Origin of the sequence: Asaia bogorensis, from assembly GCF_900465345.1 — a bacterium.
Taxonomy (GTDB): domain Bacteria; phylum Pseudomonadota; class Alphaproteobacteria; order Acetobacterales; family Acetobacteraceae; genus Asaia; species Asaia bogorensis_A.
On record NZ_UEGO01000031.1, the window covers coordinates 301,320 to 315,812 of the forward strand.

At 61.3% G+C, this 14,493-nt stretch carries 14 protein-coding genes, 1 tRNA gene and 1 riboswitch; of the genes, 5 read left to right on the top strand and 10 right to left on the bottom strand.

The window, feature by feature from the left end:
• Positions 1-21 precede the first annotated feature (21 nt).
• From ED655_RS11585 to secA, 9 genes are all read right to left on the bottom strand, one after another.
• The gene (locus ED655_RS11585) at positions 22-1,017 is read right to left on the bottom strand and encodes an energy transducer TonB (RefSeq protein WP_122050263.1); all 996 of its coding nucleotides are present in this window, start codon (positions 1,015-1,017) and stop codon (positions 22-24) included.
• Positions 1,018-1,034: 17 nt separating this feature from the next.
• Complete coding sequence (tolR, locus tag ED655_RS11590) at positions 1,035-1,469, bottom strand: protein TolR (RefSeq protein ID WP_023978580.1); 435 nt, start codon at positions 1,467-1,469, stop codon at positions 1,035-1,037.
• Between the two features lie 5 nt (positions 1,470-1,474).
• Positions 1,475-2,143 (bottom strand): protein TolQ, encoded by a 669-nt coding sequence (gene tolQ / locus ED655_RS11595; protein ID WP_369794225.1) that lies wholly within the window; start codon positions 2,141-2,143, stop codon positions 1,475-1,477.
• Positions 2,144-2,290: 147 nt separating this feature from the next.
• Positions 2,291-2,704, bottom strand: a complete 414-nt coding sequence (locus ED655_RS11600) for a YbgC/FadM family acyl-CoA thioesterase (RefSeq protein WP_122050264.1) — start codon at positions 2,702-2,704, stop codon at positions 2,291-2,293.
• Positions 2,691-3,749, bottom strand: coding sequence for a Holliday junction branch migration DNA helicase RuvB (gene ruvB / locus ED655_RS11605; protein WP_122050265.1), 1,059 nt, complete (start codon positions 3,747-3,749; stop codon positions 2,691-2,693). Before ruvB ends, ED655_RS11600 begins: the two co-directional genes overlap by 14 nt.
• Before the next feature lie 55 nt (positions 3,750-3,804).
• On the bottom strand, positions 3,805-4,410 hold the full coding sequence (gene ruvA, locus ED655_RS11610; protein ID WP_122050266.1) for a Holliday junction branch migration protein RuvA: 606 nt from the start codon (positions 4,408-4,410) through the stop codon (positions 3,805-3,807).
• Positions 4,411-4,486: 76 nt separating this feature from the next.
• Positions 4,487-4,993: a crossover junction endodeoxyribonuclease RuvC gene (gene ruvC / locus ED655_RS11615; RefSeq protein ID WP_122039817.1), complete on the bottom strand. Its 507-nt coding sequence runs from the start codon at positions 4,991-4,993 to the stop codon at positions 4,487-4,489.
• On the bottom strand, positions 4,990-5,739 hold the full coding sequence (locus ED655_RS11620; RefSeq protein ID WP_122050267.1) for a YebC/PmpR family DNA-binding transcriptional regulator: 750 nt from the start codon (positions 5,737-5,739) through the stop codon (positions 4,990-4,992). The genes ruvC and ED655_RS11620 overlap by 4 nt, the downstream gene beginning before the upstream one ends.
• Before the next feature lie 36 nt (positions 5,740-5,775).
• On the bottom strand, positions 5,776-8,523 hold the full coding sequence (gene secA, locus ED655_RS11625; protein ID WP_122050268.1) for a preprotein translocase subunit SecA: 2,748 nt from the start codon (positions 8,521-8,523) through the stop codon (positions 5,776-5,778).
• 363 nt (positions 8,524-8,886) lie between these two features.
• Between secA and ED655_RS11630 the strand changes: the two genes are divergently transcribed.
• The 5 genes from ED655_RS11630 (at position 8,887) to ED655_RS11650 (ending at position 14,183) form a co-directional block, all read left to right on the top strand.
• A complete protein-coding gene (locus ED655_RS11630) occupies positions 8,887-9,807 on the top strand; it encodes a peptidylprolyl isomerase (protein ID WP_023978587.1) in 921 nt (306 codons plus the stop codon).
• A 139-nt stretch (positions 9,808-9,946) separates the two neighbouring features.
• On the top strand, positions 9,947-11,182 hold the full coding sequence (gene argJ, locus ED655_RS11635) for a bifunctional glutamate N-acetyltransferase/amino-acid acetyltransferase ArgJ (RefSeq protein WP_122050269.1): 1,236 nt from the start codon (positions 9,947-9,949) through the stop codon (positions 11,180-11,182).
• A 357-nt stretch (positions 11,183-11,539) separates the two neighbouring features.
• Positions 11,540-12,775: an NAD(P)/FAD-dependent oxidoreductase gene (locus ED655_RS11640; RefSeq protein ID WP_035443912.1), complete on the top strand. Its 1,236-nt coding sequence runs from the start codon at positions 11,540-11,542 to the stop codon at positions 12,773-12,775.
• Positions 12,776-12,801: 26 nt separating this feature from the next.
• The gene (locus ED655_RS11645) at positions 12,802-13,560 is read left to right on the top strand and encodes a 2OG-Fe dioxygenase family protein (RefSeq protein WP_408735671.1); all 759 of its coding nucleotides are present in this window, start codon (positions 12,802-12,804) and stop codon (positions 13,558-13,560) included.
• A 59-nt stretch (positions 13,561-13,619) separates the two neighbouring features.
• Positions 13,620-14,183 carry a hypothetical protein gene (locus tag ED655_RS11650; protein WP_205836034.1) on the top strand — a complete coding sequence of 188 codons (564 nt, stop codon included), beginning with the start codon at positions 13,620-13,622 and terminating at the stop codon, positions 14,181-14,183.
• Between the two features lie 26 nt (positions 14,184-14,209).
• Here the strand turns inward: ED655_RS11650 and ED655_RS11655 are convergent.
• Positions 14,210-14,283 (bottom strand) — tRNA-Gly (locus tag ED655_RS11655).
• Positions 14,284-14,387: 104 nt separating this feature from the next.
• A riboswitch (SAM riboswitch) is annotated at positions 14,388-14,467 on the top strand.
• Positions 14,468-14,493 lie beyond the last annotated feature (26 nt).

Here is a 14,493-nt window from a genome sequence, read left to right on the forward strand (position 1 = left end):
AAGGTCATGAACTGGGAAACCTCAGGGTCTGAACACGAATTTGAGTTCGTGTGTCTTGCCCAAAAGGTTTGGAGGGATAGGGAGTTTCGAGCAGGTCGCACTCAACACAGCAGCTTGCGCACGCTCCGCCAATGCCCGGTAGGCTGGGTCGGCATTTGCCTTTGCCAAAGTGTCTGGAGCGAAACGCGCCATCCTTGCCACGCCTTTGTCGTCAACGGTGACGATCAGATGCGCGCTAAATGAGGCATAATTACGCGCTTCGGTATCTTCCGAATAACAACGACGCACGGAGCCACCAATCGCCTTCTGCTGGGCAGAACTCAGCGCATTGGTGATGTCGCCATTCGGCGCCCCTCCCCCGTTGGGCGCACCACCCTGCTGCGGGTTGGCGCGCACCTTGGGCGGATGCGTCTGCTTCTGGTCCGCGCGCATGGCATCGAGCGTGGCGAGCAGGGAATGCGAGTCCGCCTGCGTCTTCTTCGCCGCATTGGGTTGCGTGATGTGCGAGAACGTCGGCGTTTCAGGCAGCTTGTCCACTGGCTGCGTCTGCGGTGAAGGCGGCGCGACCTGTTTCGACGCGGATGGCGGAGACGGTTTGGGCGGTGAGGCCTTGATTGGCTCAGCCGAGTCGTCGACCATCTTCTCCGGCGTCTTCACGTCGGGCAGCGGTGGAGTCTTGCTTTCTGCCGGGGGCGGAATGGGCGGCGGCGGCGGTGCAGGCGGCGGCGGCTCTTCCACAGGCTGAGGCGTAGGCGGCGTCGGTGCCGGCGGTGCATCCGTCGGTGTGGGCGCAGGCGCCGGTGCCGGTTTGGGTGCTGGCGTGTCCGCCTTGTGCGGCGTGGCAGGAGGACCGGAATCCTCGAACGCCATTTCGATCGGCGGGGGKTCGGGGGGCTCGGGCGGCTTGCTCATGGGCAAGCGCACGAGAAGGAAGCCGATGAACAGCGCATGCGCTGCAACCGACGCTCCCAGCGCGTAGCGGAAGCGCCGGACATCGGACCGACGGGGACGCAGCAAGGCTGCTTCTCCTCTGGTTACTGGCCCGCGGCGGGCTGCTGGGCGAGCAGCGCCACGTGCGTGAAGCCACCTGAGGTAATCTTCCCCATGATGTCCATCACCTGTCCGTAATTGATATGAGCATCAGCGCGGACGAAGATGCGATGCTCCTTGTCGTTCTGTGCGGCCTGCTGAAGCTGGGCGACGAGCTGGTCGGCCGAAACCGGGTCATCTCCCAGATAGGTCCCACCATCGGCCTTGATCGAGACCGTTATGGGTTTGGTATCAGCATTGAGCGGGCTGGCATCGGTCTTGGGGAGATCCACGTTCACACCGCTCGTCATCATGGGGGCTGTCACCATGAAGATGATGAGCAGCACAAGCATGACGTCCACCAGCGGTGTGACGTTGATTTCCGACGCCGGGCGTCGCCTGCGGCCGCGTGCGGGGCCGCCCCCTGCAGACATGCCCATGGGTCTTAGCTCCGCTCTTCCGACTGTCGCGACAGGATCGCGGCAAATTCGGTACCGAACGCATCCATGCGCTCGGCGAAATGATCAAGGGCAGAGCTGGTCACGTTGTAGGCCACATAGGCCGGAATTGCTGTAACGAGGCCGATTGCCGTTGCAAAAAGGGCTTCGGAAATACCGGGGGCCACAACAGCGAGGTTCGTGTTGTGCATGGCCGCGATCGAACCGAAGGCGTGCATGATGCCCCACACCGTGCCGAACAGACCGACAAACGGGGCAACGGGACCAATAGTGGCGAGAGCCACCACGCGTCGGCTCAGCCGATCCATTTCACGGGCAACCGTAATATTGATCGCGCGATCCACGCGATCACGCACACCACCGCGCGCCAGATCGATCCCGGTGATGCGGGCGGAGCGGCGCCATTCGCCCATGGCCGCACCGAAGACGGCAGCCATCGGGTGGAGCGGCTTTGCGCCGTCGGAATCGTAAAGATCCTCCAGGCTGCCACCGGACCAGAAACGATCCTCGAATTCTGTCGCCTCGCGATTGACGCGGCGAATCAGGATGATCTTCTCGATGATCACGGCCCAGACGAAGGCGCTGCACAAGATCAGCCCCACCATGACCAGCTGCACCACGATGGATGCATGCAGGAACAAGTCCAACGGTGACAACCCAGAAGCGGCGGCCCCAAGGTCAGCCGCATTTACCGCTCGATCCAAAAAAACCTCCTGAGGCTTCGTTCTGCGTCACGCCTATACAGTGCATGCCTCATACGCGCCTATCCCGAATCGTCACGCATTATCACATGCCGCCTGTCCTCAGGTCGGGCTCGACAATGCCTCCAGGGATGCACGCCATCGCGGCGGAATTCGGGCAGGCCGCCCGGAGTCCAGCATGATGCATGCCAGCTCGACTGTCAGCGTGGCGGCGTGCATGTCGCCACACGACACGATCTGACGCAACTGGCAACGTGCAGGCCCAACCGAATCAATCGTCGTCGTGATCTCCGCCCAGTCATCCAGACGCAGTGGCCGATGATACTCAATAGCGAGTTTTGTCACCACAAAGACGAGTCCGGTCTCTTCCTGCAAGACCGAGACAGGCGTTCCTGCCATGCGCAGCGCCTCGGTGCGCGCACGTTCTGCGAGGGCGAGATAGCGGGCATGATAGACAATGCCCCCAGCATCCGTGTCTTCGTAATAGATACGGTAACCGACCTTATGGGCTTTCATCGTTCTCCCTCAGCAGATCAAATTGTGCGGCATTGGCCGAGGCCGGCGCCGTGAGGCCAAGATGGGTCCAGCCACGCTCGCCCAACATGCGACCACGCGATGTACGCAGGACAAGCCCCTCCTGAATCAGATAAGGCTCGATCACATCTTCGAGGGTGTCACGCGCCTCAGCCAGCGCGGCGGCCAGGGTCTCGACACCAACCGGACCACCATGATGATGCTCGGCAATGCGCATGAGATAGCGGCGGTCCATGGCATCCAGCCCCACCGAATCGACTTCCAGCCGTGTAAGGGCCGCATCAGCCATGACACGGGTTATGGCCCGGTCATGCGGTGCACCCACAACGGCAAAGTCACGCACACGTCGCAGGAGCCTGCCCGCAATACGCGGTGTACCGCGTGAGCGCCGCGCAATCTCTTCCGCGCCCTCCTCAGTCAGGTTCATGCCCAGCTTGGCAGCCCCACGGGACACGATCAGCCTAAGTTCCTCGGGCGTGTAGAACACGAGCCGCAGAGGAATGCCGAAACGGTCGCGCAACGGCGTTGCAAGCAGTCCGGCCCTCGTCGTGGCCGCGACAAGGGTAAAAGGCGCCAGATCAATACGCACCGAGCGAGCGGCCGGCCCCTCGCCGATGATCAGATCGAGCTGGAAATCCTCCATCGCTGGATAGAGCACTTCCTCGATGGCGGGTTGCAGACGATGGATCTCGTCGATGAACAGCACGTCATTGGGCTGCAGATTGGTCAGAATGGCTGCGAGATCACCCGCGCGCTGGATCACCGGCCCCGATGTGGCACGGAACCCTACGCCAAGCTCGCGCGCAACGATCTGTGCCAGCGTGGTCTTGCCGAGGCCCGGTGGCCCGTGCAGCAGGACATGGTCCAGCGCCTCGCCCCGGCTGCGGGCCGCCTGGATGAAGACGGACAGGTTTTCGCGGCTGGCGCGCTGGCCGGTGAAGTCATCGAGCGTCTGGGGACGCAAACCGTGATCGGTATCTTCCATGCGACGCTCAGGGGTCAGCGGGCCTCTATCCGTGTCACTCATGCTCTTGCCCCCATTCCCCTGCCACTGGTCTCATTTGACCGGCCCATGCCTTGCGTCATCGCGCCAGATCCTTGAGCGCCAGACGAATGACCTTGTCCAGCGTTGCCCCCTCATGCTCGACCAGAATGCGGCTGAGCACGGGCCAGGCCTCGGCGCGGCGAAAACCAAGACCGGCCAGTGCCTGCAACGCATCACTTTCCACAGAGCCTGCATTGCCCGTGACGCTGCGCCCGACAGCAGTCGCGCCGCCTGCGGGCATCTTGCCCACCTTGCTCTTGAGTTCCGTCACGATGCGCTCGGCCAGACGGGCACCAACGCCCGCCGCACGGGTCAGCGCCGCCTTGTCGCCAGCGCTGATGGACAGGACCAGATCACCCGGTGTCGCCACAGAGAGGATGGCCAGCGCCACCTTCGCCCCGACACCCTGAACCGTGGTCAGCAGACGGAACCATTCCTGCTCATCCGAAGTCAGGAAGCCGAAAAGCTGGATCGCGTCCTCGCGCACCAAGGTCTCGATGAGCAATCGTGTCTTTTCAGGGGCCGCAGGCAGATTCGCCAGAGTCCGGCTCGACGCCGAAACGAGATAGCCCACGCCATTGACGTCGAGAATACAGCGATCCGTATCCGTGCTTGCCACGATACCTGTCAGTAGCCCGATCATGCCCACCTCACTTCACACGTCATGGCACCCTGGCCCGAGCCCTGTTGTCTTGTTACCAGTCAGGCCGCAAACCCGATCAGGCCATCCGCCTGCCAGACATGACCTGCCGCGCCGTCTCCCGGTGATGGGCGTGGCAGATCGCCACCGCCAGCGCATCGGATGCATCGGCCTTGTGAATGACCGCACCCGGCAGCAGGCGCTTGACCATCATGGTCACCTGCTCCTTCGTGGCGGCCCCGGTGCCGACAACGGATTTCTTGACCATCATGGCGCCGTACTCCGCCACGGGCAGCCCTTCATAGGCCGGAGTCAGCAAGGCGACACCACGCGCATAACCGAGCTTGAGTGTCGAGGCCCCGTTGCGGTTGACATATGTTTCCTCAACCGCCGCCTCGGCAGGCTGGTAATCGCGTATCAGCTTCTGCAGGGCACCATGAAGCTCGCACAGGCGCAGCGGCACAGACTCGGCGCCATCCGTGGCAATTACGCCGGAGGCGACATGCTGCAGCCGGTTGCCTTCGACATCAATCAGCCCCCAGCCCATGAAACGCAGGCCGGGATCGATACCGAGCAGACGGATCAAGCAGCGAGTGCCTGGGCAACGTCGTCGGGAATGTCGAAATTCGCATAGACGGCCTGGATGTCGTCATTGTCTTCCAGAACGTCGATGAGCTTGAGCACGGAACGTGCCTTTTCCTCATCCAGTGTCACGGTGTTTTCCGGGCGCCAGTCGAGCTTGGCCGAGCTCGGCTCGCCAAAACGCGCCTCGAGCGCATCACGCACGGCAAAGAGGTTTTCCATAGCACAGGTGATCTCGTGGCCATCAGCCGTGAGCTCGGCATTATCGGCACCCGCCTCAATGGCCGCATCCAGCATGTCTTCCTCGGAAGCCGCGGCAACCGGGTAGGTAACGACCCCCAGACGCTGGAACATGAAGGACACCGAGTTGCTCTCGCCCATCGACCCGCCATGCTTGGAAAACGCAGCACGCACTTCGCTCGCGGTACGGTTGCGGTTATCCGTCAGCCCCTCGACGATCACGGCAACACCCGCCGGGCCATAGCCCTCGTAGCGGACTTCCACGTAATCCTCACCGCCACCGGCACCACTGGCCTTCTTGATGGCGCGCTCGACATTGTCCTTGGGCATGTTGGCTTCACGTGCCGCAATCATGGCGGCGCGCAGGCGCGGGTTGGATGACGGATCAGGCAGGCCCGAGCGCGCAGCAACCGTGATTTCACGCAGGATCTTCGCAAACTGCTTGGCACGCTTGGCGTCCTGCGCACCTTTGCGATGCATGATGTTCTTGAATTGCGAATGACCGGCCATCAGAGCCTCCTAAACCGTATAACTGTTCGTTCTTCTTCAGGCCAGACGGCCATGACAATGCTTGAACTTCTTGCCCGACCCGCACGGGCAGGGCGCGTTGCGCGGGGTTTCCTGCGCATAGCCACCCTCGGCCTCGGGCACATTCATGCCCATGGCTGACGGGGCCTGGAACACCCCGCCCGGCTGCATGCCTACCTGCCGCGGCTCAAGCCCGGCAGATGAGGCCCCCTCATCGGAGGAGGCAAAGATCTGCTGCCCCTCGAAACCGGCATGACCATCGAAACCAGGGAACGGATCGGCCTGCTGGACCACCTCGATGCGCGACATGGTCGAGGTGGCGCGGATACGCATGTCGTCCAGCATGGCGGTGAAGAGCTGGAAAGCTTCGTGCTTGTATTCGTTGAGCGGGTCGCGCTGACCATAGGCGCGCAGGCCGATGCCCTGACGCAGCTGATCAAGCGCGTGAAGATGCTCTTTCCACACCCCGTCAAACGAGGTGAGCAGCACCTGTTTTTCGATATGACGCATGATCTCAGGGCCGATATTGGCCGAGCGTGCGGCCTGCGCCTGCGTGGCAGCCTCTTCCACACGCTGGATGATCAGATCGGCATCCATGCCGTCTTCCTTCGCCCATTCGCGAATCGGCAGGGTCAGGTTGAGCAGCGACAGCAGATCGGCCTCGAGCGCCTCGCTTTCCCACTGTTCGGCAAAGGCCTTCTCGGGCACGCGGGCATGGACCATCTCTTCGATGCTCTGCTCGCGCAGTTCCTGCAGGATACCCGACACATCGTCCATCGCCATGTATTCACGGCGCTGGGCGTAAACCTCCTTGCGCTGATCGTTCATGACGTCGTCGTATTTCAGGACGTTCCTGCGCATGTCGAAATTGCGCGCTTCAACCTTCTTCTGGGCACGCTCGAGCGCCTTGTTCAGCCAGGGATGAACAATGGCCTCGCCTTCCTTCATGCCCAGCTTGGTCCAGAACGCGCCCATGCGCTCGCCGCCATAGATGCGCATCAGGTCGTCTTCGAGCGACAGGAAGAAGCGTGATGCCCCCGGATCACCCTGACGGCCTGAACGGCCACGCAGCTGGTTGTCGATACGGCGGCTCTCATGGCGCTCGGTACCGATCACATACAGGCCGCCAAGTTCCTTGACCTTGCCATGATTGACCGCGATTTCCTCACGCAGACGGAGGATCTCGGCTTCATGCGCTGCCTCATCCTCGATCTTCTCGAGGCTCTGGCGGATCAGCATATCCAGATTGCCGCCGAGTTTGATGTCCGTGCCACGTCCCGCCATGTTGGTGGCAATGGTGATGGCACCCGGCGCACCAGCCTGTGCCACGATCTGCGATTCCATTTCATGGAAGCGGGCGTTCAGCACAGAATGAGGGATTTTCTTGGAGCTGAGCAGGTTGGAGAGATGCTCGCTCTTTTCGATGGAGGTCGTCCCCACCAGCACCGGCTGCCCTGATTTCGCAACATCCTGAATCAGGTTCGCCACGGCCTCGAACTTCTCGCGAGCCGTGATGTAGACCTCGTCATCCGTATCCTTGCGCGCGACGGGGAGATTGGTGGGAATCTCGACCACATCGAGCTTGTAGATCTCGGCAAACTCGTCAGCCTCGGTCATGGCCGTGCCGGTCATGCCCGAAAGCTTGGGATAGAGGCGGAAATAGTTCTGGAAGGTGATCGAGGCCAGCGTCTGGTTCTCAGGCTGGATCTCAACGTGTTCCTTGGCTTCAAGTGCCTGATGCAACCCGTCGGAATAACGACGGCCATCCATCATGCGGCCCGTGAACTCGTCGATGATGACCACCTTGCCGCTACGGACAATATATTCGACATCGCGAGCGAAAAGCGTGTGGGCACGCAGGGATTGCTGGACGTGGTGCATGACGGCGATGTTGTGCACGTCATAAAGGCCGCCCTCATGCAGGACGCCGGCCTCACGCAGCATTTCCTCGACCATGTCGGAGCCCTGTTCGGTCAGGATGACCGTACGCAGCTTCTCGTCCCGCTCGAAGGCCTCGGGATGCTTGACGAGCTGAACCACCACGTCATCCACCCCACGATACAGCTCGGAACTGTCATCGGCAGGGCCGGAGATGATGAGCGGTGTACGCGCCTCATCGATCAGGATAGAATCCACCTCGTCGACGATCGCATGATAGAAAGGACGCTGGACCATTTCTTCCAGCGTGTATTTCATGTTGTCGCGCAGATAATCGAAGCCGAATTCGTTGTTCGTGCCGTAGGTGATGTCCGACCCATAGGCAGCGCGGCGCTCATCGTCCGACAAATTGGGAATGATCACACCCGTGGTCAGGCCAAGGAAGCTGTAGAGCTTACTCATCTCCTCGGCATCGCGCTTGGCCAGATAGTCGTTCACCGTCACAACGTGCACGCCCTTACCGGCCAGCGCACTGAGATAGACAGCAAGCGTCGCTACCAACGTCTTGCCTTCACCTGTGCGCATTTCAGCGATACGGCCGGAATGAAGCACCATGCCGCCTACGAGCTGAACGTCGAAATGACGCATGCCGAGCACACGGCGCGATGCCTCGCGGCACACGGCGAAGGCCTCGGGCATGATCTTGTCGAGGCTCTCACCTCCGGCGATACGGCCCTTGAATTCCTCGGTCTTTGCGCGCAGTGCATCATCGTCGAGAGCCTGAATGGCAGGCTCAAGCGCGTTGATTTCAGGCAGGCGCTTCTGATAGCCCTTCAGTGAGCGATCATTGGCGGTGCCGAACATGGCGCGGGCAATACGAGCGAACATGACTGTCCTTCTGGCGAACTGGTCCGCTAGAAGCAGGACCGCGAACTGGAGTGCGGATCATCCCGACCCGCCTGCACCGAATGAATTCGCCCGGTTGAGAGGCGGCGATCGGTCAAGGCGGTCACGCGAAACATCCGCCGAAGCCGGATCGGGATTGTCCACGCGGGAAATGAGATAAGGCGCGCCCTTGCCCCGGTCAACCGAGCAGCATGGCGTTCAGCGTCGCTCAAAGCCCCGCAACGCACGTTTTCTTCATGAAGAGCGCTATCAAAACCCGATATCGCGCCCCTGTCGGCCTTGCCGAGCGCCCAAGCCTGCGCCATGCTGGACAAAGTTCCACGAGTTTTTCGAGGTTATTTCTCCATGCGGCTTACCCGCCCGGCCCTTTTCTGCGCCGCTCTCATCTCCGGCACGACTCTGGCGGCTCCGGCTTTCGCAGCCCCTGCCCCTGCCGCCCCGGCGAATGCGGCTCCGGCCGCTGCCCCGGCTGCTCCTGCCGATGCCAACCCTCTGATTGCCTCTGTCAATGGACAGAAGATCTATCTGGATGACGTCAAGCACGCTGCTGCCAGCCTGCCCCCGCAGGCGCGCCAGCTGCCGCCGAACACGCTGGTCAACATCCTGCTGAACCAGCTGGTCAGCCAGAAGGCCATCCAGATCGACGCACTCAAGGAAGGCCTCGACAAGAAGCCGGACGTGAAGGCCCAGATGCAGGATGCCGCCGATAACGCGCTGCAGAATGCTTATCTGCAGGAAAAGGTTGCGCCGCTGGTGACGGAAGACGCCATCAAGCAGGCCTATCAGGCGAATTACGCCTCCAAGAAGGGTGAGCAGGAAATTCATGCCCGCCATATTCTTGTGGCCGATGAAGCAACCGCGAAGGACGTGATCAAGCAGCTCGACAAGGGCGCGAAGTTCGAGGATCTCGCCAAGAAGCTCTCGACCGACAAGGGATCGGGCGCAAGCGGCGGTGATCTTGGCTGGTTCAAGAAAGACGACATGCTGCCGGAATTCTCGAAGGCCGCTTTCGCCATGAAGCCCGGCACGATCAGCCAGACCCCGGTCAAGACCCAGTATGGCTGGCACGTCATTCAGGTTCTGGCCTCGCGCGAAGCTCCTGTGCCGCCGCTGGACCAGGTGCATGACGAAATCCGTCAGCAGTTGATCCGTGACAACGTGCGCAAGATCGTCGATGACGCACAGAAGAAGGTCAAGATCGTGCGCTACGACGCCCAGGGCAAGCCCATCAGCGATGCCCCGGTTGCAGCCCCGGCGAAGAAGTAATCGCCACATACAGGTGAGCATCTAACGCTCACTTTTTACTCAGAATTCCGGTCTTTTCGCCCCATTGCGGGGCGGGGGGCTGGACCTGAGCCCCAAGCCGTGCATCCTCTTTCCGACGTTTAAAGCTCGGAGACAGATTATGGCAAAAGCCCTCCCCCGCTCCCCCCTCGCCCAACCCCTGCCGCGCCTTCTGCCGGTGGCTGGTGTCAGGCTGGGCGCTGTTGCCGCGCAGATCCGCTACAAGGATCGCACTGACCTCATGATGATGGAGTTCGTGCCTGGCACAACGGCGGCGGGCGTGTTCACGCGCAGCAAATGCCCTGGCGCTCCCATCGACTGGAGCCGTGCGGCTCTGGCGCAGGGCAAGGCGCGTGCGCTGGTGGTGAATTCGGGCAATGCCAATGTCTTTACCGGCCGCGCGGGCGTGATCGCCACGCAAATCTCGGCGGCCGCCGCTGCGCGTGTCGTACATTGTCCAGCAACAGAAGTGTTTCTTGCCTCGACCGGCGTCATTGGCGAGCCACTCGACGCCGAGCGCATCAGTGACGCGATGCCTCAGCTCTATGAGGCGCTCTCGCCCGAGGGCTGGGAAGACGCCGCCCGCGCCATCATGACCACCGACACCTTTCCCAAGGCTGCCACAAGGCAGGTCGAAATCGGGGGCAAGACCGTCACCCTGCAGGGCATTGCCAAAGGCAGCGGCATGATCGCACCCGACATGGCCACCATGCTGGGCTTTGTGGTGACCGATGCCGCAATTTCCCATGATGTGCTGCAATCGCTCCTGCGCGAGGGCACAGAACACAGCTTCAATGCCATTACGGTCGATTCCGACACATCAACGTCAGACATGGTGCTCGTTTTCGCCACGGCGCAGGCCGGTCATGACGAGATCACCTCCCTGACCGATCCTGCACTGGCGGCTTTCCGTGAAGCCCTCGATTCCCTGCTGCTCGAACTGGCCCTGATGGTCGTTCGTGACGGTGAAGGGGCAACGAAGATGTTCACGGTGCGTGTCAGCGGCGCCGTCTCGGACGAATCGGCCAAGAAGATCGCCCTCGCCGTTGGCAACTCCCCGCTGGTCAAGACGGCTATTGCCGGTGAGGACGCCAACTGGGGCCGCGTCGTCATGGCCGTTGGCAAGAGCGGTGAGCCAGCCAATCGCGACACACTCTCGGTCGCCATCGGCAATGTCTGGATTGCCCGACAGGGAACGGTTGTCGAAGGCTATGATGAAACCCCCGTGGTGGCCCACATGAAGGGTCAGGACATCGATATCCAGATCGATCTCGGGCTGGCCAATGGCCACGCACAGATCTGGAGCTGTGATCTGACCCACGGTTATATCGACATCAACGGCTCCTACCGGAGCTGAACCACGACCGCTGGGCCCGCCAACCGGGTCCAGCATGGCGGCCTTCGCTCTAGCGGTCCTCTTCTTCGCGACCGCTGAAGCCCGAGCGCTTAGGCGCTCCCTCTCCCGAATCCAGCGGACAGACTTCTGTTCAACAGCGTCTGCGTCCGTTCTCAGTGCCTGCGTGCGGCATTGCGCCTCATCATCTTCTGATTTAGTACCGTAGTCGTCCTTTTTTGATCGCTGCGACGCATCTCGCGTCTGGACGACCGCGTTGATTGCTCCCACATTATGGGTTGAGAGCGAGACGCGCTCACAACAAGAGCAATCATATCAGTGTCGTAATTCCTGCCCGGACGACACTGCGGAGGAAACTTCATGGCTAATGGATTTCGCGTGGTCATCATCGGCGGCGGTGTTGCCGGGATGGAAACAGCGATGACCCTCGGTCGCGGCCGCCATCGCAATATCGAAACCACGCTGATCGACAAGGGCGCCGTCCATTACTGGAAACCCATGCTGCACGAATTTGCAGCGGGCACGGGTGAGGAAACGCGGGATTGTACGACCTTTGTGGAGGCCAGCCGCCGTTTCGGCTTCCGCTTCATCCAGAGTTCGCTGAGCAGCGTTGATCGTGAGAAGCACGAGATACGCCTCGCGAATGACGAGATCGTACCCTACGACATGCTGGTGGTCTCGCTTGGCTCGCGCTCGAATGATTTCGGCATTACGGGCGTTATGGCCAATTGCACCTTCATCGATTCACTGCCGGATGCAAGCTCGTTCCATGAGAAATTCCGGGCAGCTTTCCGTGATGCAGCGGCCAGCAACCGCAAGCTTGAAGTCGGTATTGTCGGCGGTGGCGCAACCGGTACGCAGCTCGCCGCCGAATTGTGCAGCGCCATCGATCTCGCTCCCGGTTATGGCAAGGATGCAAGACGCAACGTGCTGCGCCTCTCTCTGATCGAGACGGGCAAGCGTATTCTCCCCGCCTTCCCCGAGCGCGTTTCGAACGATGCGCGCAAGCAGCTCGAAGCTCTGGGCGTGTCCGTTCTGACCGAGGCCATGGTGACGTCAGTGGATGAGGAAGGGTTTCACCTTAAAGACGGGCGCGTCATCCCGGCCTCGCTGCGTGTGTGGGCTGCCGGTGTGCGCGCCAGTGCTGCGACCGAACTGTTCGAGGGGCTTGAAATTGCCCGTGGCGGCCAGCTTGTCGTGAACCATCACATGCAGTCCACGAGCGATACGTCGATTTTTGCGCTGGGCGACTGCGCGCGTATCAACGACGCGCCGCTTCCCGCCACAGCACAGGTTGCGCGCCAGCAGGGCATCTATCTTGGCCGCGCTATACCGGTCATCGCTCAGGGACGCGAGCCCTCGACATTTGTTTACCGCGACCGTGGTGCGGTCGTGTCTCTGGGAGACTATAACGGGTGGGGCATGGTTGGTGCCTCGACGAGTTTCGGTGGCGGCTTCCTGCGTGGCCTCGCCCCGAGATGGCTTCATGATCTGATCTTCCGTCAGCATCAGATTGGCGTCATGGGTCTGGCCCGCGGGACGGCTGCCTTCCTCAAGGCTCATCTGAACCCAACCCGCCCTCGTCTGGACCAGTAACATCCGATCAACGGTAGTCTCGATTCATGCCCCTGCAACGGTCACAGTCCCTCCCCCCCGCCGAGGCACAACGCCTTGATGATATGGTCGCCACGCTGCAGGCGCGTGGCTTTGCCTTCGAGCGTGGGCCCGACATGCGCTCCTTCCTCAAGTCTTTCGGCTTCGAGGACTGGGAGCGCTTTGCCGAAAGCTGGAACCGGCTGGGGCTCGACCGGTACATGGCGGATGGCGGACGCTATCGCAAACGGCGTTATGCCACCTATGCCCTGGCGGGTGGGCGTATCGACCGCAAGCGTCATCAGCCCCACTATCAGAGCCGCGATTACAACCTGCTCAATGGCGGGATCGAACGCTGGTTTGGCCCGATAGAGGATGCCATTGCTTCGCATCCGGTCATGCTTTCCATTCTCAATGCCGCCCATCTTCTGGCATTGCGTATGACGCCGGCCTCAACCCAACCCGATAGCTGGCACGCGGAAGTGCATCAGTTCCGCATCGAGGCCCAGGCCGGCAGCCAGGGCCGCCCCACGCCGGAGGGGATGCATCGTGATGGTGTAGACTGGGTTTTCGTTCTGATGGTCAATCGCGAAAATGTCGCCTCCGGCGTCACAACGATCCACGACGATCACCGTCAGGAAGTCGGTTCGTTCACGCTCGAATCCCCCCTCGACACGGCTCTGGTTGATGACCATCGTGTGTACCACGGGGTCACCCCCGTCGAGCCGATCGACCCCGCCCGCCCGGCCTATCGCGATGTACTGGTCGTTACGCTCAGACATGCGTAATAAACCGGCGTGAAAGAACGGTCCCTGCGATTCGTGCGGGCAAAATGAAAGACAATCCGATGCGTTTTCGTGTGGTACTGACGGGTATTGCCATCACGGGCCTTATGGCAGCACCAGCCTTGGCCCGGACGCATCAGAAGTCGCCCCCATCAGGCAATGGGCCGCATCCAGTCATTCTCACGGCGCAGCCTGGTACCAATCTCGATCAGGAGGCCCGTCAACTGAGCGCGGGCGATCTGGCCGATGCCGCCAAACATGATGATCAGCCTGTCGTTCTGGTTGCCTCGGCACCGCTCTCGACAGACCGGGGCGATATGGCGCTTTTTGTGCAACTGCAATCCGCCCGCCTCTGCGGATCGGCAGGCTGCTCCACCTCGGTCTATCTGCGTCACAAGGGCGGCTGGAGGCTTGTGCTCGACTCGGTAACCGGGGCCATATCTGTCCTGTCGAGCCGTCACAACGGCATGCATGATCTGCTCATCGACAAGAATGATCGCTGGACCTGGAATGGAACAGCCTACCAGGATGGTGCGCCCGTCACGGCGCCGGCACCGCAGAAGACGGACAAAGACAGCAAGGACAAGGGTGAGGAGACCCCGAAGAAAAAACTTCTTCGCGGCTAGTCTTCGGACCCAGTTTTTAGGGGAATTGGAGCGGGTGAAGGGAATCGAACCCTCGTATGCAGCTTGGGAAGCTGCCGTTCTACCATTGAACTACACCCGCAACCGTGCCCCTTCTATCCCAGTCGCTTGCGTGATGCAATCATCCCACTACCGGTTGACGACGGACACAGCCTTTGCGCATAGTCGTAGCCGTGATGCCGCAAGCGGCAGAACCCTCGCGATTTGAACGGCCGGATTGCGGCGAGGCTAAACAACAGCGCTAAAGAGGCCCGGAACCAGTTTGGCTCCAGGTTTTCCACGGCCAGAATCG